The sequence below is a fragment of the Microcystis sp. M079S1 genome (assembly GCF_020246425.1).
Taxonomy (GTDB): Bacteria; Cyanobacteriota; Cyanobacteriia; order Cyanobacteriales; family Microcystaceae; genus Microcystis; species Microcystis aeruginosa.
Map to the genome: position 1 here is coordinate 59,719 of NZ_JADBSZ010000109.1, position 17,648 is coordinate 77,366.

The window sequence follows — 17,648 nt, forward strand, 5'->3', positions numbered from 1 at the left end:
TATTAGTGATACCGCATTTCTCATAAAGATGAAGTATGATGGGATCAGGCATCACCCCCAAAGGTCAAGCTGTCCCTAGTTTCTAGAAGTCCGCTTTTTTCGACTAGAATAAAAAAAGCCAGCCAGAATAGCCACAATTAAGAAAATTTCTCCTCTTAGACTTGACGTGAAAGAGTCCCTTAACCCTACCTCTTTGGATTTCAAAACCATTTTTCCCTTTAAACTCGACGACTTCCAGCAATCGGCGATCGCCGCTCTCGCTGCCGGTAAATCAGTGGTTGTCTGCGCTCCCACGGGTTCCGGCAAAACTTTAATCGGAGAATACGCTATCTATCGCGCCCTAGAAAGGGGCAAACGGGTTTTCTACACCACTCCCCTGAAAGCTCTTTCTAACCAAAAATTCCGGGATTTTCAAGAAAAATTCGGTCGTACCCCCACCGATGGCGATGAGGATTCCCCGCTGCTCTTTGCGGAAGTGGGATTGATTACCGGCGATGTGGTGATCAATCCCTCAGCGTTAATTGTAGTCATGACTACAGAAATTTTTCGCAATATGCTGTATAGGACTCCGATCGGTGAGGTAGGCACTTCCCTAGAAAACGTGGAAACCCTGGTTCTCGATGAATGTCACTATATCAGCGATCGAGGTCGCGGCACCGTTTGGGAAGAATCAATTATCTACTGTCCCCCTAGTATCCAATTAGTTGCCCTCTCCGCCACCATCGGCAACCCGGGGGAACTCACCGACTGGATTAACTGGGTGCGGCAACTGCCCCAACCCGGCGACAATAAACAGACCTCCAGCTGCGAGCTAATTAACTCCGATTTTCGCCCCGTCCCCCTGCGCTTTTATTTCGCCAATAAAGAGGGATTATTCCCGCTGCTCGACCCAAAACAGAGCAAAGTTAACCCGAAACTACGATCAAAAGTCGGCCACGGCAAACCCCGACGCTTAAAACGAGAAGATTGTCCCACCATCGCCTCCATTGTCACCACTCTGCGGGACAAGGATATGCTCCCGGCCATTTACGTCATTTTCAGCCGCAAAGGTTGCGATCAGGCGATTCGAGAGCTAAAAAACCTCAATCTCGTTAATCCAGAAGAAGCTAGAGCCATTTACTACCGGTTACTCATTTTCTTCCTGGAAGATAATCCCAATCTGCAAGAACTGACCCTTTCCTTCTTTGCCGTCGAAAATCCGCCCCTACACCAAAAATTACTGGCTTTTTTCGCTAATAACCCCCAGTCCGACGAGCAACTCCTCAGCCTCTTAACCGCCGACCCCGAGACGAAAAATCAACTATTTGAATTCCTGGCCAGTGCTTCCCAATTGGTGCGCGCCGACCAAGTGGAACCCCTCACCCGGGGCTGTGGTGTTCACCATGCCGGGATTTTACCCCTCTGGAAAGAATTAGTCGAACAACTCTTTGAAGCCGGTTTAATTAAGGTGGTTTTTGCCACCGCTACCCTCTCGGCCGGGATTAATATGCCCGCCCGCACCACCGTTATCTCGGCCCTCTCCAAACGCACCGATGATGGCCATAGTATGCTGACTCCCTCGGAATTTGTCCAGATTGCCGGCCGGGCGGGTCGCCGGGGAATGGACGCGGTGGGCCATGTGGTGACAGTACAAACGCCCTTTGAAGGGGTAAAAGAAGCGGCTTTTCTCGCCACCGCCCAACCGGAACCCCTGCAAAGCTGTTTTGCACCCAGTTACGGCATGGTCTTAAATCTCTTGCAAAAACACAGTCTAGAGGAGGTAAAAGACCTCTTAGAGCGCAGTTTCGCCGAATATCTCGCTCGTTTGAAGTTAAGCCCCGAACGACAACAGATTACCGCCTTAACCACCGAATTAGCTAAGTTGGATATGGAGTTAGCCGGTATCGAGCGGGATCAGGTCTTCAGTTACGAAAAGCTACGGGAAAGACTGCGGGAAGAAGAAAGACTGTATAAAATCATCGCTAGTCAGTCAGAGGCACAGAAAAGACAGGAAATACATCTAAAATTGCCGAATATTCCCGTCGGAACCATCCTCCATCTCAAGGGCAAACATATTAAGGTTCCCGTCCCCGTCCCCGCTATCTTTGTCAATACCCTGCACGGAGCCGGTCAAGTGCGAACCCTTGTTTGTTTAGGCAGTGATAATCGCTGGTATTTAGCCGCCTATGCCGATATTAGCGAGATCGATCGAGGTTTTCTCGCTCCCGCGGAATTAGGCGAACTGATACCCCCTTCCCTAGCAGCAGTTTCCCTAGGGGGTTGGCGCAAAGGTGAGGAAAATACTCAGGCGATCGCCGATTTCATCCCCCAACAAGTGCAGGGCATCCCACCGGTGGTGGAACTGGAAACACAGGCACAAAAAATTGAAATTGTCAATAGTCAAATTGCCGCTCATCCCCTGCAAAAACGCAAAAATCCGGGGCGATTGATGAAATTATACTACGATCGAGAGATTGCTCGCGATAAGTTACACAAGACCCAGATTAAATACCAAAAACAACAATCCCGTAAATCCTACTACTGGGAAGAATTTCTGAATCTAATCGAGATTTTGCGAGAATTCCAAGCATTAGAGGGTTATTTGCCCACTCCCCTCGGAGAAGCGGCGGCCACTATTCGCGGGGAAAATGAACTCTGGTTAGGATTAGCGATGATGTCCGGAGATTTGGACAGATTGACTCCTAGCCAACTAGCCGCCGCCATCAGCGCCATGATTACGGAACCCCCTCGCCCCGATACTTGGTGCAATTACCCGCCTGTGCCAGAAGTTATCGATATTTTGCGGCAAGGAGAGGGAAATTCCCCCGGTCTGCGAGAAGTTCGCCGTTTACTCTATCAAGCTCAATCTCGCTACGATATCACTATTCCCGTCTGGTTAGAAACCCAACTGATGGGGATTGCCTCCCGTTGGGCCCAGGGGACATCTTGGCCGGAATTGTGCGAAAATACCAGTCTCGATGAGGGAGATATAGTGCGATTATTACGGCGCACCGTCGATGTTCTCTGGCAAATTCCCCAAATTCCCCGGGTTTCTCCAGTCCTTAAAGATAATGCCCGTCTCGCCGTCACAGCCATGAAGCGCTTTCCTTTATAATATTGATCGCTCTTTTAAACAATGGGAGATGGTAGGGAAAGTAACTGTTGGTGGATCTGCTCGATGAGGGCGAGGATTTGCTGATAATTGTGGTGCAATCCCTGTTGATAGAGGTGATTGGCTCCTTGATTTAAATCCGCTAAAGCCGATTGATAATAACCCAATTGATGCCGCAGTAATCCCCTTCTAATATAAGCATCGGCATAAAAAGGATCGATGGCAATCGCTCGATTTAAATGGGCGATAGAGCGGTCGTATTCACCTAATTCGTGAGCGGTACAAGCTAGATTATAGTGGGCTGAGGCGTTATTTTTATTTAACCGGAGAGCTTGATTAAAATCCGCTTTGGCTGAGGTAAAATTGTGGAGGGCTAAATGAGATAAACCTCGATCATTATAAATAGTGGCTAAAGTGTCGGGTTGCTGGTTAGTAATTTGACGCAAGGATTGATTAAAATCCGCTAGGGCAAGGGGATAATTTTTCATGGCCGCCTGAACTAAACCCCGATTATAGTAGGCTTGATAATAGGTGGGTTTTAGCCGGATAGTCTGGTTATAATCGGTCAGCGCCTGTGAATAATCTCCCAAACGATAAAAAGCTAAACCCCGATGGAAATAGGCTAGATAATTATCGGATTGCTGTTGTAAAGAGCGGGTGCAGTCCTGCCAAGCGTGGAGATAATCCTGCAAATAAATCTCAGTTAAACAGCGATTACTGTAGGCTAGGGCCAAGTTATTTTCCCGTTCGAGCGACTGATTGAAATCCTGCAAAGCTTGCTGATAATTACCTGCCTCTAGTTGTTCAATTCCTGATCGCAACCAATAGGATAAATGTACTGATTGATCCGCTTTTCCCTGCCGAGGCAATCCCCCCAGCACAAGCGAGCAGAGCAGTGCAACCATAACCAATCCACCGAGGCGAGGAAGAAAATTTTTCAAAACCGTTGACATAGGAGTATCTTTGTGCATATACTCCCAATTCTGAGGAAACTTTCTCGATCGATCAACAGACAGCCTGTCAAATGCAGGAGTCAGTTATCAGTTATCAGTTATCAGTTATCAGTTATCAGATGTGAGTTTTCAGTTCACTGATTACTGTTTACTGTTCACTGTTCACTGAAAATACACCCCACACCCCACAGTCTAGGACTGGTCTATGTCTCTAGAGGTCAGTCTGCGATAAGCTGATATAAGTAAAGATTGTCACCGAGCAATTATGATGGCGTTACTCGCTAACGCAGTTGACACCCGATAACCGATAAATGATACAGGAGTTATCTATGGAAACTATTTTTATCCCCCACCTCCTCAAATCTCCTGATCGACAAAGAGTGATCATCATCGATAATTTTATCCCTGGTCTAGAAACCTTGACACCAGTGCGGGGGACCTTGCTGGTTAGACATGGGGGCAATTTTTTGGAAGTATCGGTGAAAGCAGAAACCATCGTCACCTTAACCTGCGATCGCTGTTTACAACAATATAATCATCGTCTGCAATTAAACACTTCCGAATTAATCTGGCTAGACAAAAATAAAGACTACGATCACTCCTATCCTCTAGAGCGAGAAATAGCCTACGAAGATCTCTCGGAAACCCTCGATCCTAACGGGGATTTTGACCCGCAAATGTGGTTATACGAGCAGTTGTGTCTAACTTTGCCTCCCCGTCAACTCTGCGGAGCCAATTGTCAACCACCCGATTTTTTTCTTCCAGAAAATACTGCCATCGATGGTCGTTGGGCCTCCCTAGAATCCTTGAAAAGTCAGTTATCTCAATCGCAAAATTGAGCCTTGATGCCGATTTTTTTCGGGTTTCGAGCCACGAGAAAAGCGATCGAAACCCGATTCTTTACCTGCCCCAAATCTTTTTCAAGACAGTTTCGGGAGTAATATCGGCGACTTTTCCCGTATTAGCTTCAATATATCGATGAAGCTCTCCCCCACTCGGTAAAACTCTCTTAGACAACGAAGGAACCAGCAGAGATAGGGTATAGGTTCCCACGGCCACGGCTAACTGTAAAGGGACACTTTCGGTAGATAACAATAAATTAGCACCGGCGATCATGGCCGCCATTTTACCGATATCGGCCGTTCTGGACACTTTTAAGTTATTATCCATGGCCTTGAGTGCTAAAACCCAAGCTTCATCCAATTCTCCCTGGATCGCGACAATTGGTAAATCCGGTTGTTGATGGCGAATGCCTTGGATAATTTCTAGCCAACTCTCCAGGGGATAAAGCGTTTCCAGTCCTTGGCTGATGCTCAGATCGCTACCGCCAGCGTAGAGGAGAATATAGCCGCTATCCTTGATATTGAGGCGTTGCTGCTCCATTTCGGCCCAATCGATATCATCGCGATTCAAGGTTAGTTTTAAAGGTGGACAGGGTGCGGCAATCTTTAACCCTTTGACCAGTGCGTGATAATTATCCGCTAGATAGCCTTCCGTTGGCCGGGGTACTTGTTCCGATAAGAACCAGCTGCCATTATTTTCATAGCCTATACGGTTAGGAACACCATTTAACCAGAGTAAAAGATTGATAGCAGGACGATTGGTGAGACTAATGGCGATTTCGTACTCCCGGTCTCGAATTACTCCCAAAATATTTAAATAATCCGCTAATCCGTACTGATCTCGATAGTCAAATAAAAGCACTTCCCTAACCTGGGGACAGAGACGATAGGCAGCTTTTGCCCTAGGTTCGACCAAAACATCAATGCTGCTTTGGGGGTAAGTTTGCTGGAGGGTTTCTAGAGTGGGAAAAAACAGCAGTTGATTGCTAATTCCTCCCGGTACAAGGGTTAATATTCGCATTTTATCTGGATATACCTGAATCGGTCAGCTTAATTTTAGCAGTGTCCCTCGTTATTCATTGAACCTCTTGTAAAAATCACAAATTGTCCTGAGAGTTAGGAGTCAGTAGCCAGTAGCCAGTAGTCAGAATTGTGGGCTTTATTGATATAATACTTGTCTATTGTCTTTTTTCTACTCCTCTGTCTCCTCGACCGCCTCGGAGTCTCCTCACTAAGGGAAGATTTTTGATTTTTCCAGGAGATATTAACTATTACCGGAAGGATTAGAGCCGTACATAGCATTTAAAACCAAAGCGGGGTCAACGTATTGATTGCCGTACATCAGTCCCCAGTGCAGATGTGGTCCAGTGGTGCGTCCGGTCATTCCCACTCTAGCCATGCGCGCCCCTGCCGGTATATCCTGACCGAGAGTAAGGACGATTCCTCCTGACCTATCAATCAAAAAAGTACCGCGGCTATCGGATTGAACCGAACCCATGAGATGACAATAAATATGTGTCCATTGACCCGATTGCATCTTAATCATGGTGCCACAGCCTGTATTATCCGATAATTCGACGATTCTGCCGGTCCACCAATTGCGAATATAACTGCCCAAGGGTGCGGCCAGATCTAACCCGGCATGAAATTGTTGACTGCCATCCATGGGAGAGAAACGATAACCGAAACCGGAGGTATAGGTTTGAAAGTTTTCCACGGGGAAGGAGGCCCCGGCCCAAGCATTTTGAGCTATGAGGGTGGGATTAGCTTTAACGGGGTGTAAACGGTCAAATCCTAGACAGATTAGCGTGACAAGACAGCTAATCGCTAAAAAACGCAGGAATTTAACAGGCAGATACTTGAGCATGAGACTTACTCCAAACACCACAATTCAATATACCGCTAATTTTAAGTAGGGAGGCACAATTATTTGTAGGATGGGTTAGCGGTAGCGTAACATGATCGGGCGTTGGGTTTCATGCTTCAACCCAACCTACGAAGCGATGCGATCGCACTACGTTCATCTTATATTTAATTCCACCCACCCACTTACCATGTTAGACCTAAAGCAAATTAGAGAAAATCCAGAGGAAGTACAGAAACGCTTAGATAGTCGGGGAGGTAGTTATGATATTGCTCCTATTCTCCAGTTAAATCAACAACAGAAGGCTTTAGAGTTAGAACGCAGCAGTTTACAGGGCCGGGGTAACGAAATCGGTAAACTGGTGGGACAAAAAGTTAAAAGTGGCAGCGATGTCAACAGTCCCGAAATCTTGGCAATGAAAACAGAAGGAAACGAGATTAAAAGTAAACTAGCTCAATTAGAACCGCAGGAAAAAGCCATTAAAGCTGCTATTGACCAAAAAATCTTAGATTTACCCAATTTACCCAGTGAAACCACTCCCATCGGTAAGGATGAACGGGAAAATGTGGAAGTTAGACGCTGGGGAGAAGAATATAAACCCACCAACCCGAATATTTTGCCTCACTGGGAAATTGGGGAAAAATTGGGCATTTTAGACTTTGAACGGGCAGTAAAAATCGCCCAGAGTCGTTTTGTTAATCTTATCGCTGTCGGGGCTGCCCTAGAAAGAGCTTTAATTAATTTTATGCTCGATCGCCATATTGTCGCCGGTTATACAGAAGTTTTACCGCCAATTTTAATTAATAGTGACTCCCTGCGCGGGACGGGACAACTGCCGAAATTTGCGGAAGAAAGCTTTAAATGTCGAGATGATGAGCTTTGGTTAGCACCAACGGCAGAAGTACCTGTAACTAACCTCTATCGCGATGAAATCCTCTCATCGGAGCAATTACCGATCAAACACTGTGCCTATACCCCTTGTTTTCGTCGAGAAGCGGGCAGCTATGGCAAAGATACGAGGGGCTTGATCCGTTTGCATCAATTTAATAAGGTGGAAATGGTCAAAATCGTCCATCCTGACGCTTCTGCTCAGGAACATGAAAGTTTAGTCGCTAATGCGGAGGCAATCCTACAAGCTTTACAGTTGCCCTATCGGGTGATTGAATTGTGTACCGGTGACTTGGGTTTTTCGGCTGCTAAATGTTATGACTTAGAAGTGTGGCTACCTTCGGCTAATACCTATCGGGAAATTTCCAGTTGTTCTAATTTTAGAGACTTCCAGGCACGACGGGCAAATATTCGCTTTAAAGAAAAAGGGCAAAAAGGCACTAATTTTGTCCACACCCTCAACGGTTCGGGATTAGCGATCGGTCGTACTATGGCTGCTATCCTAGAAAATTATCAACAGGCAGACGGGACGGTAAAAGTGCCAGAAGTGCTGCAACCCTATCTAAAACGGGAAGTTATTTGTTAATTTTTGATAAAAATGCTTGACAAAATGTGTCTATAGTGCATTTGAAAGAATTGAGCTTAACCCCACTCTAGAATTGCCTGTTTTAAGGCTCCTTCGGGCAAATTGGCGGGATCAAAAGAATCACCCGCTTCTATTCTGGCTAAAGCTTCAAAAAAAGCCCTCACACCACTGGCCGGTCCCGATGGGTGGTCCATAATTCCGGTTCCCGCATTGAGGATAACATTACGTCCGTAATCCCGAAGGACCTGGGGAACAATACCTGGACGAATGCCGGCCGAGGGAACCGGAAAAACGTTTCTATCGCGCAAAATATCGCGAATTTTGCCCTCCTCCTGGGGATCGAAGGGTAAACTACCGTAGGCGGCGGGATATAGCACCGCATCGGCTCCTGCGTGGGCCATCATCGTTCCCAAAACCACAGAATAGGCTAATCCCGTATCGCTACCGGCACACATCGCTCCGGCAAAGGCAGGATGGGCGAAAATAGGCACATCGATCGCCGGATCACTGGCTAAAGCTTCTAAAACGGAAAACCCGTAGGTAAGAACGTTTAATAACAGGGCATTAGCCCCATGTTTCACCAATAAACGGGCTTTTCTCTGCAATTCGTCCGCTTTTCCGGTGACATTGACCGCATAGAGAACATTTCTGCCGGTTTGCTGCCGCACTTCCTCCAAAACCCGGCGACAACAATCTAGGCGCTCGTGGGTGGGAGCCACGGGAAGATCCGCCATGATTTCATCATCTTTAATCACGTCTAAGCCAGCAAAAGCCACTTCTCGCAGGATATCGGCGTGATCTTGAGCCGATAGTCCTAAAGCGGGTTTAAAAATTGCCATAACTAGAGGTCGATCATAAACCCCCAAACGTTGCCTAATTCCGGTGATTCCCAGCTTGGCTTTCGTGCCGTAGGTTTCGGGGAGATACACCCCCACCACTTTTCCGGCTCCAGCCATGGAATATTTGCCGAAAATCATGGTTAAAAGACTGGCGATGTCATTTTCAACGTTTATCTGGGGAAACCGCACCCTAGCCACCTTATAACCGTCGGCTTCCTCCCTGATCCCCACCACTTCCGCTAGGTGTTGTTGCAGCTGCTCTTGACGATGACTGTGGCGCTCGCTCCAAGTGCCGGCGGTTTGACCGATAGCGATCGTTTTTGCCTGTTTTTCGGCATTAATAGCGGGAGGAAAGCGATAATCGACAATGATAGTCATAAAAGGTAAAAAAAGGGAGTGGGAATTATGAATTATAAATTATGAATTATGAATTGGGGAGGTGGGGAAGTGGGGAAGTGGGGAAGTGAGGAAGTGAGGAGGTGGGGAAGTGGGGAATTGGGGAGGTGGGGAATTGGGGAGGTGGGGAATTGGGGAGCCTTTTTTCAGTAAACAGTAATGGGGGAACTGATAACTGATAACTGATAACTGATAACTGATGGCTGATGGCTTCGATCAGTTTTCTCACCTATTGACAAGGGTTCCGCTAAAAGCCTACAAGTATTTTGGATAGGTATGGCCATTGAGGAACCGACCAAAATATGAAAATAAAGACAAGATTACGGGAATGGGGCAAATTTTTCTTAAAAAGCGGTGCTAGTATTGCCCTAGCACTATTTTTAATCTTAAGTCTGTTCACGGTTAAGGGGACTGCCCCTGCTTTAGCTGTGCTTGCCCAGGGTGATGCGGTAACGGATCCCACTGCTATTCTACGCAATGCCTTACCCATAGATAATAAACCAATTCGTCAAGTGCAACAATCGATCGAAGATATTGCCAAACATCTGCGGGCCAAGCGTTGGAGTCCGATTAAAAAAGATGTCAAGGATGCCAATTATGCCCTTTCTACCAAAAGCAACGCTATCTTAGATAGTGTTCCCGAAGCAAGTAAAAGCCAAGGGGAGGAATTAATCGAAAAAATAAAAACGGGAGTGGTAGCCCTCGATACGGCCGTAGAAGCGAAGGATAAAGACGCAGTTTGGTCAACCAGACGGGAATTGCTCAATAATATCACCGCTTTAGAAGAATTAATGGTGGTGGGTTTTCCCTTTAACGTTCCCCCAGAATACGCTAACTTGCCGCAATTGCGAGGACGCGCCACCGTAGAGATGCAGACCACCAAAGGAGATTTAACTATCGTTGTCGATGGTTACAGCGCTCCGATTAATGGGGGTAACTTTGTGGATTTAGCCCAACGGGGTTTTTATGACGGTTTACCCTTCATTCGCAGCGAAGATAATTTCGTTGTGCAAACCGGGGATCCCGTCGGTGCAGAAGAGGGCTTTATTGACCCGAAAACTAAGCAATATCGCTCTATTCCCTTAGAAATTTTGATTAAAGGGGAAGAAGAACCAGTTTATGGCAATACTCTCGAAGAATTAGGGATTTACTTACCCAGTCTCGCCTTACCTTTTAACGCTTTTGGTGCGGTGGCCCTAGCGCGTCCGGATACTAATCCTAACGGAGGTTCCTCGCAATTCTTTTTCTTTAAATTCGATAATGAATTAACTCCTCCGGGGTTTAATCTCATGGATGGTCGTTATTCGGTTTTTGGCTATTTAGTCCAGGGAAAAGAGGTGTTAGAAGAACTTACCGATAAGGATAAGATTATCACCGCTAAAGTGGTTTATGGCTTAAATAATCTCATCCAACCTAGCTAGGGTGGGGGTTTTTAACTAGGTCTTGTTAAGGCACAGAGATTAGTCGAGATAGGGGAAGCATCTCAGATTCTGGGCGCTTCCCCCGATACCCCCGGAAAGTGGGAATTGTCGGGGTCAATATTCCCCGCTAGTGAAAGCGATGCACCCTAGCAATTACTCCATCTTCTCCATTTTGGGAGAAAACTTTTTTCTCGAAAGATTGTAAATTGATGACTTTCATGGCTAAAAATATGCAGTTTCTAGATACATCCAGATAAGTAGCCGGTTACAATTAAAGATAAAATACAGTAAAACTTAGAGTGCGTTAGACGGCTACCAATTCTGTTAAAAAACCCAAATCAACAATCCGCACCCCACACACCAACTTTATTATTAAATTGGTGTCTTACGTTTTTGCGCTTCACACCCTACGATTTGTGTTTCTGTCTTGGCTTATTTTGTTAGCAAGAACAGCCGAGACACCTATTTTACGCTATAATAGAAACAGCGCTGTACTGCTTGCTAAATCAATGCTTACCCTCAAAACGAGTAAACTAACCCTTGGTGATGTTCAACGTCATCTCAATTTCCAAGAAAAGCTTGAGGATGTCTCATTTACAGAGCTTTTAGCATTGGAAACCGTCAGCGAGGCAGAAAAATTAGAACTTGTTCAAATCCGCAACGATTTTCGACCCTATTTGATGGAAGATAAAGCATCAGAAGGACAAGTGAAAGTTTTAACCCTATTTCCCCTATTGCGGTTAGCGGGTTTTTATCGTTATCCGATTAAGATTAGGGTTGAAGAAGGGATTGATAATATTATCCTTGTCGATGAAGATAAAACTATTAGCGGACGCTTTGATATTGTCACGGTGAATAATTCGATAGCAACTGTCAATGATATCCCTTTTTGGATTTTAGTAATTGAAGCTAAAGAGAGTGGAATCGAAGTACGTCAGGGATTACCTCAATTACTGACTTATGCCTACAATAGCTTAGAAAGACAACCCTCAGTTTGGGGATTAGCGACTAATGGCTTACAATATATGTTCGTCTATCTCAGACAAGAAACTAACCCCACTTATCAGATAATGCCAGAACTTAATTTAATGTATCCTCAATCAGCAATTAATCTGCTCCAAATTCTCAAGGCAATGGTTCAGCTAATTTTAGAGACATAAATTAGGACTCAAACAAGCTATAATCTCCTAGGCTTTTACTGTCTATATAGGCAATTAAAAGCGTCTTGAATAATTACCACTATCTAAAACTCCTGAGTCGAAAATAAACTTAATTGAGTTGTTCGATTGAACGAGAATGAATTAGTTGATGCTTGCTCAATATCTAACAAAGACTCGATTACAGAATTAACCACAGCAGCTACGCAGGAAATCGCTACACTATTACCCGTTAATTTTCGCATAGTTTGATAACTGCCGACAATTTGATAATCATCGGGAAAACCTTGTAAACGTAGCATTTCCCTTGCTGTTAAGCGTCTTTTCCCATCCACTAACAAATAATTATAGGATGCTCCTGCTCGCAAGGCACAGGAATAGGGATAAGCGCTGACATTTCCTCCTTTATTTTCGTGCCAGATGGTCGGTTCACTATAAGGTTTTTTTCCCTCTCTTTTCAGGAAGCGACTTTTTTGAATTCTTGCGGAAGCATAATAAAAATCCGAGACATTTTCTTCTAATATTTCCGTTAAAGTTGTTCTAGATAAAGCTGGTTTTGGCCAGATAAAACCCCGCGCTTCTCGGAAACCAACGATAAAAATCCGTTCCCGTTTTTGCGGTAAACCAAAATTAAGCGCATTCAAAACCCGATAATCGGTATAGTAATCTAAATCTTGCAAAGTATCGAGAATAACTTCTAAGGTTTTTCCCTGTTGATGTCCCTGCAATTGCTTGACATTTTCCAGAATAAATGCTGCGGGTTGTTTGGCTTTTAAAATGCGGGCAATCTCAAAAAATAGCGTGCCTCTGGTATCTTCAAATCCCTTTAAATCACCACAAATACTAAAGGGTTGACAGGGAAATCCCGCCATTAAAATATCGTGATTGGGAATGTCTAGGGCAGCGATTTCGGTAATATCTCCCTGGGGTTGGTCGCCAAAATTAGCGTGATAAATTGCCTGAGCGTCTTTATCTATATCACAGGAAAAAACACAATCAGATTCTAAGTTTTTTTGGCGACAAACTTGTTCAATCGCCACTCGAAACCCTCCCAAACCACAAAAAAGGTCAACAAAACGAATTTTTTTACTATCTTTCAGGAGATTCATCGATAGTTGAGATTGTAGCGATAGGGATATTCTCTTTGATTTTAACTTATTCAACTTTCACCAAAGAGCGGACGGTAAATATTTCATTGGCGCTTGAGAGTAACAACCTGAAAACAGTCGTCATCCCTGGAGACATACACAAAAAAAGGATGGTGGGTTAAGCTTCTTGAACCTCAGTTTTCTAGGAAATCACAGCCAAGAATAACAGAATTATATAATTTGAAATTCATCCTGTTTAAGATTTTGAATTGATTCAATCTTGGAAACTTCTACAGCGATAACTGTATAGGCTTTTCCCTGATTATTTAACACTTCTAAAACATAGCCATCCTCTTGGCCTTCGGGTCGAGGACAATAATCCACGATAATCGCGTGAGTGCCACGAGACAAATTAGATTCTGGCAAATCTTCGGTTAATTGAACTTCGGAAAACATATCAAATTTCATAGTCTAACTCTTTTAATCTGGTAATAAAGTCACAAATCTTGTTTCTTTCGTAAGTGAGTCGATAATCCAATAGGTAGAGACTCGTAAGTTTATCCCGTTGACCCCTTGTAAAAGTCCTTTAATTTCATAAATATCACCGAACTTTGTTTGTTTATTTAAGGTGGCCTCGTTGAGAAGAATACGTCTTAAATCTTGTTCCAAATTATTATTGATAAGCTGAATCGTGATCGGAATGTAAAGAAAGTATTCGTAAATAATCACCTTCTCTAGCAGCAATTGCTCTACATTTTTGCGTGATTCTAAAACTGTACAATTTTTCTCCTTTTTGACCTTTTTTAGAATTAATTTTCTCCCATTTTAATCCTTGATCTTGATATAACTGCTCCCAAGTTAGTTGAGAAATTTTCCTGAAAGTTTTCAGAGCGGATGATGCTTCACTTTTGGGTAAATTGAATAAATCTCGCTGAAAAATTGGATTGTTCAGATCAAGTAAAACCTTACTCATTATTTTCAAGTTTGCTCTCTAGGGATTCTAGATCTGATAACTGCGGTGGATGATTAGCATTCCATGCGAGAGCCTGATCTAATTTTTCTCGAAAAGGCGATCGATTTATCCAGTCTTCGTTTACGGGAGAGCGATCGAGTAAATTTTGATAAAACTCATTCCACAGTTGACCCCATTCTTTTAGATCGATAACAACTGCTGTTTTTTCTCCTGTTTCATCGACAATATACTGAATACCTTTCATGATTTAAATTGTTGTGAGATGGATATTAACTAATAACTATATTTCAATCAATTCACGAGAAGATATGGATTTTGCAAGTTCTTGTCTAGCATCTTCCGATAGAGAACAACCAAAATCTAGAATCTCGATTAAAACTAACTGATCGTCCTCGGAATAATGTAATATTGTTTTCCCTTCCTCCTCTGCGTAAGCAATTGGATTATTGTTTAACTCAATTAATAAAGCATCCACATCTGGGCTATAGTGTATCTTGTTCACCAAATTCCTCTAATTGTTATCGCCCTAACTCTTGTGTTGGCAATGAATTGGCAATTAATCAGAATCAATCTATAGCGTTTCGCTCAAGCCAACCTAAGAGGCTGTTGTGTTGACGTTGAAAGCTTTGGTGTGTTCTTCTCGAATTTTATGAATTTCTTCAGCATACTTGAGAGTAAACCCGTAGGATTCCGCAGCCTTTTCCGCAGCAATGCGAGACTTAACTAAATAGTCATGGATAGACGTGCATTCCTCCGATAATCTTGTTTGAGTTTTATCTTTTTCTTGCAAAATCTCTGAGTGGATCATAAGTTATTCTCCTCTTTGAATAGTTCAAGTGGTGTGACAATTTCAGGTGTTGACAAACCAAGGCGGGCATTGATAACGCGAATATGCTTCCGTTTGTTAGCATTCGCTAGGTGGTTGCAATTCCAAGTAACGAGATATTGAATGTCGAAATAGCTGGCATAGGCAAGATGTAGAGCGTCGCCCACAAGAGACCTTGGCATGACATAGTTGGCAAGATAAAACTCGACAACTTGTTCAAGAGCAGAAGTCGGCGGTAGTAAAGGAATCGTCGAAACCAAATGAATAATTTCAGCTTTACGCGGATAGTTTCCGTTGGTTAGTTCTTGAAGCACGGCATCCGAAATATATAAATCATAATAACTGGACATCTCCGACCACCACTTCCTTGTGATTTCGGTAAAAGTTTTTAGAGCTTCACGCTCATCAAAGTAATAACTCGGAACCGTGGAATCCAAGTACACTTTTTCTTTCATGATAATAACTGATCGACAAGACTAAATTAAAGCCTGAAGCAGCGGTATGGTAGCCCCCTCTATTCTACTATCCTATCTCTGTAACGAAGTTGTTGCACTGTCATGCTTGACCTCGATCATCTCTCAGAGCAATCGCACTTGGACTCGATCGCATTGAAGCTTCTCCATTTTATCCCAAACATTAGCGGTGCTTTACACGCGCGTTTTCGCACCCTACAAGATCTACAGAATTGGCGATAGCAAGTTATATTTTGGTTAGCTTCGATTGTAAGAGTTGATAAATTCTTCACGAGAAATACCTATTTGTGTACAGATAGCTCTTAAAGTACCACTTTTGATTTGGGGTTGGTTAGGCATCACAAGTGGAGTTTTAGTACCATCTTGATTATCTCTAGCCATGACAATATGCTCTCGTTCACGAACCAGACAAAACCCTAAAATTTCAAAGGCTCTGATTACCCGTTTTTTAGGAGCATCGACTGGAAATTTTGCCATCAGATAGCGATTCCTGCTTCAGCAATAAAAATCTCTAGAGGAGATGTATCTTCTAAGCCTTTTTCACCAAATTCCTCTAAGTAGCAAACAAGAGCAGACTTAACATCTGCTAAGACTTCCTCATAGGTTTCTCCTTGTCCGACAACCGCTCCTGTTATGCCAATCGGATAGGCGACGTAGCCATCAGGATGCTTTTCAATGACGATTTTGAATTGTCTCATTATTATTTGTAGAATTAGGTTTCGCTATCTTGATAATATCGTAGAAATAACCTCGATATATAATTCATAACTCACCATCATTAAAGTTAGCGGTGCGTTACACTACGTTAACTACAAGATCGGCACTATTTACCTAGCACAGTTGAGACAATCACAGTTACAGTAGCGGCTGCAATTAAGCTAAACGCTAACTGAACTACCCATTGTGTAGCTTTTTGATAGTTATCGAATTTTTGGTTAAATTGCTCAACTTCCTTTTTTAATTCTCGTAACTCAGTGAGTATCTGTTGTTGGTTGTCTTGAGTATCGTCAGTTGTCAATGTCATGGGAAATTCAAGGGTTTGTACTGTTTGCTATTTCAGATCTTAATCTATCTTGATTGATAACCCACCATGATTAAAGTTAGCGGTGCGTTACACGCGCGTTTTCGCACCCTACAAGATCAGCGATCGCCGTGCATTTTAGGATTTAGGGCAGATTTCAAAAACAAGTTGTGAACGATAGAAGCAGACATCAAATTCTAGAAAAAAATTCATCCGACCCAGTAGTAAAGGTGTATCATCAGACAAGCTCCAAGCAAAAACCAGCCGGACTGGGTTGAAATTACCAATCTGTGCCGAAACCAGTAAACCTCGCGCCTCGATCGAAGCCAAATTACCAGCTAAGATGACAGAGGTTGTCTGCTCTTCCCAAATCGCACCAAGTTGAGCTCCAGCGCTGTACGGTAAGACATTAACACTTGCACCCGTGTCTAACAGTGCTGAAAACTCTACGGATCTATCTTGGTATGTCAGAGATATAGGTAGTTGAGGCAAGGCATCGGGGACACCAAACCCATCGAATCCTTCGGTAAAGTTAAATCGTTGGGCGTTACGCATTGTGCGTTGCTTGTTCCGAATCTAGGAGTTGAGCAAGTTTCTGCGCCGCTGCGTGTGAATTAAGCGGCGACGAGAGTAAATATGTTGCTCCTGGCTGTAGGCTTGGCTCCTCGTCCTTACTTAGTTCTGCGATCAGAAATTGCATCACCTTCAACTTGTCTGCACGAGGCAGACTTCTCAAAGTAGGGAATAGCTCTGCTATAGTCATCTGGCTTAGAGGATTGCATTACCTTTCCATTTTCTCATAAAGCTATCTATTCACCGTGGAAATTTATCATAACTGAGCCATTTTCGATCCACTATTGTTTCGTTCAACCCCACCTACAAGATCTGCATTTGAGCATTAGTAATATGTTTACAGTTCCATGTTAACAGATAAAAGTTGCAGACAGTATGCAGGTGATCGGTTACGCTTCGATATACTCGCAATAGGTGGCTGGTTGGGGAATTGGCAGCCCTTCCTCTTGTAAACCCTCCAGATGAAATTGAATTGCTTCTTTCATATTTTCTGTGATTTCCTCTAGGGTTTTACCGGTAGTAACACAACCGGGTAAATCGGGAACATAAGCGGAATAGTTATTTTCAGCTTTTTCGATAATAATCGCATAACACACGATTTCTATTCCTCAATTATTTGATTTAATTTTTCCTTGAAAATCGTTTCTATTTCTTTAT

Annotated in this window: 22 protein-coding genes; 5 read left to right on the plus strand and 17 right to left on the minus strand. The window is 43.7% G+C overall.

Going from position 1 to position 17,648, the window contains the following annotated elements; translation table 11 throughout:
• Positions 1–166: 166 nt before the first annotated feature.
• Positions 167–3,094, plus strand: a complete 2,928-nt coding sequence (locus IM456_RS07290; protein ID WP_287691862.1) for a DEAD/DEAH box helicase — start codon at positions 167–169, stop codon at positions 3,092–3,094.
• A gap of 14 nt (positions 3,095–3,108) precedes the next feature.
• Here the strand turns inward: IM456_RS07290 and IM456_RS07295 are convergent, their stop codons facing one another.
• On the minus strand, positions 3,109–4,062 hold the full coding sequence (locus IM456_RS07295; RefSeq protein WP_287691860.1) for a tetratricopeptide repeat protein: 954 nt from the start codon (positions 4,060–4,062) through the stop codon (positions 3,109–3,111).
• Between the two features lie 311 nt (positions 4,063–4,373).
• Between IM456_RS07295 and IM456_RS07300 the strand changes: the two genes are divergently transcribed.
• Entirely contained in the window at positions 4,374–4,883 is a 510-nt protein-coding gene (locus IM456_RS07300; RefSeq protein WP_002795530.1) for a YceD family protein, read from the plus strand.
• A 61-nt stretch (positions 4,884–4,944) separates the two neighbouring features.
• Here IM456_RS07300 and IM456_RS07305 read toward each other — a convergent pair whose 3' ends face one another.
• Together IM456_RS07305 and IM456_RS07310 are read right to left on the minus strand one after the other, a co-directional pair.
• Entirely contained in the window at positions 4,945–5,907 is a 963-nt protein-coding gene (locus IM456_RS07305; RefSeq protein WP_287691858.1) for a glycosyltransferase family 9 protein, read from the minus strand.
• A gap of 243 nt (positions 5,908–6,150) precedes the next feature.
• A complete protein-coding gene (locus IM456_RS07310; protein ID WP_287691856.1) occupies positions 6,151–6,753 on the minus strand; it encodes a M23 family metallopeptidase in 603 nt (200 codons plus the stop codon).
• A gap of 187 nt (positions 6,754–6,940) precedes the next feature.
• Between IM456_RS07310 and serS the strand changes: the two genes are divergently transcribed.
• On the plus strand, positions 6,941–8,224 hold the full coding sequence (gene serS, locus IM456_RS07315) for a serine--tRNA ligase (protein WP_287691854.1): 1,284 nt from the start codon (positions 6,941–6,943) through the stop codon (positions 8,222–8,224).
• Between the two features lie 56 nt (positions 8,225–8,280).
• Here the strand turns inward: serS and IM456_RS07320 are convergent, their stop codons facing one another.
• On the minus strand, positions 8,281–9,441 hold the full coding sequence (locus IM456_RS07320) for a 2,3-diketo-5-methylthiopentyl-1-phosphate enolase (RefSeq protein ID WP_149986715.1): 1,161 nt from the start codon (positions 9,439–9,441) through the stop codon (positions 8,281–8,283).
• 320 nt (positions 9,442–9,761) lie between these two features.
• Here IM456_RS07320 and IM456_RS07325 point away from each other — a divergent pair, with 320 nt between their 5' ends.
• On the plus strand, positions 9,762–10,880 hold the full coding sequence (locus IM456_RS07325) for a peptidylprolyl isomerase (protein WP_287691853.1): 1,119 nt from the start codon (positions 9,762–9,764) through the stop codon (positions 10,878–10,880).
• A gap of 509 nt (positions 10,881–11,389) precedes the next feature.
• Complete coding sequence (locus tag IM456_RS07330; RefSeq protein WP_149986717.1) at positions 11,390–12,040, plus strand: type I restriction enzyme HsdR N-terminal domain-containing protein; 651 nt, start codon at positions 11,390–11,392, stop codon at positions 12,038–12,040.
• Positions 12,041–12,123: 83 nt separating this feature from the next.
• Here the strand turns inward: IM456_RS07330 and IM456_RS07335 are convergent, their stop codons facing one another.
• The 13 genes from IM456_RS07335 to IM456_RS07390 all read right to left on the minus strand — a co-directional run bounded on the left by IM456_RS07335 (position 12,124) and on the right by IM456_RS07390 (position 17,587).
• Positions 12,124–13,146 carry a DNA cytosine methyltransferase gene (locus IM456_RS07335; RefSeq protein ID WP_149986718.1) on the minus strand — a complete coding sequence of 341 codons (1,023 nt, stop codon included), beginning with the start codon at positions 13,144–13,146 and terminating at the stop codon, positions 12,124–12,126.
• Positions 13,147–13,356: 210 nt separating this feature from the next.
• Positions 13,357–13,593 carry a DUF4926 domain-containing protein gene (locus IM456_RS07340; protein ID WP_002731660.1) on the minus strand — a complete coding sequence of 79 codons (237 nt, stop codon included), beginning with the start codon at positions 13,591–13,593 and terminating at the stop codon, positions 13,357–13,359.
• 12 nt (positions 13,594–13,605) lie between these two features.
• Entirely contained in the window at positions 13,606–13,854 is a 249-nt protein-coding gene (locus IM456_RS23255; protein ID WP_353737727.1) for a DUF6883 domain-containing protein, read from the minus strand.
• On the minus strand, positions 13,799–14,098 hold the full coding sequence (locus tag IM456_RS07345) for a hypothetical protein (protein WP_287637752.1): 300 nt from the start codon (positions 14,096–14,098) through the stop codon (positions 13,799–13,801). Before IM456_RS07345 ends, IM456_RS23255 begins: the two co-directional genes overlap by 56 nt.
• Positions 14,091–14,342, minus strand: a complete 252-nt coding sequence (locus tag IM456_RS07350; protein WP_002769519.1) for a hypothetical protein — start codon at positions 14,340–14,342, stop codon at positions 14,091–14,093. Before IM456_RS07350 ends, IM456_RS07345 begins: the two co-directional genes overlap by 8 nt.
• Before the next feature lie 36 nt (positions 14,343–14,378).
• A complete protein-coding gene (locus IM456_RS07355) occupies positions 14,379–14,600 on the minus strand; it encodes a DUF2283 domain-containing protein (RefSeq protein ID WP_190357229.1) in 222 nt (73 codons plus the stop codon).
• Between the two features lie 93 nt (positions 14,601–14,693).
• Positions 14,694–14,906, minus strand: a complete 213-nt coding sequence (locus tag IM456_RS07360; RefSeq protein ID WP_002763392.1) for a hypothetical protein — start codon at positions 14,904–14,906, stop codon at positions 14,694–14,696.
• Positions 14,903–15,379 carry a type II toxin-antitoxin system VapC family toxin gene (locus IM456_RS07365; RefSeq protein ID WP_002789671.1) on the minus strand — a complete coding sequence of 159 codons (477 nt, stop codon included), beginning with the start codon at positions 15,377–15,379 and terminating at the stop codon, positions 14,903–14,905. The genes IM456_RS07360 and IM456_RS07365 overlap by 4 nt, the downstream gene beginning before the upstream one ends.
• Positions 15,380–15,634: 255 nt before the next feature.
• Positions 15,635–15,874 (minus strand): type II toxin-antitoxin system HicA family toxin, encoded by a 240-nt coding sequence (locus IM456_RS07370; protein ID WP_287691851.1) that lies wholly within the window; start codon positions 15,872–15,874, stop codon positions 15,635–15,637.
• A complete protein-coding gene (locus IM456_RS07375) occupies positions 15,874–16,095 on the minus strand; it encodes a type II toxin-antitoxin system HicB family antitoxin (RefSeq protein ID WP_287691849.1) in 222 nt (73 codons plus the stop codon). The genes IM456_RS07370 and IM456_RS07375 overlap by 1 nt, the downstream gene beginning before the upstream one ends.
• 125 nt (positions 16,096–16,220) lie before the next feature.
• Positions 16,221–16,421, minus strand: a complete 201-nt coding sequence (locus IM456_RS07380) for a ssr2422 family thylakoid membrane protein (RefSeq protein WP_044000077.1) — start codon at positions 16,419–16,421, stop codon at positions 16,221–16,223.
• A gap of 135 nt (positions 16,422–16,556) precedes the next feature.
• Positions 16,557–16,973, minus strand: a complete 417-nt coding sequence (locus IM456_RS07385; RefSeq protein ID WP_287234899.1) for an aspartyl protease family protein — start codon at positions 16,971–16,973, stop codon at positions 16,557–16,559.
• Between the two features lie 407 nt (positions 16,974–17,380).
• On the minus strand, positions 17,381–17,587 hold the full coding sequence (locus IM456_RS07390) for a type II toxin-antitoxin system HicB family antitoxin (protein WP_287691848.1): 207 nt from the start codon (positions 17,585–17,587) through the stop codon (positions 17,381–17,383).
• Between the last annotated feature and the right edge of the window lie 61 nt (positions 17,588–17,648).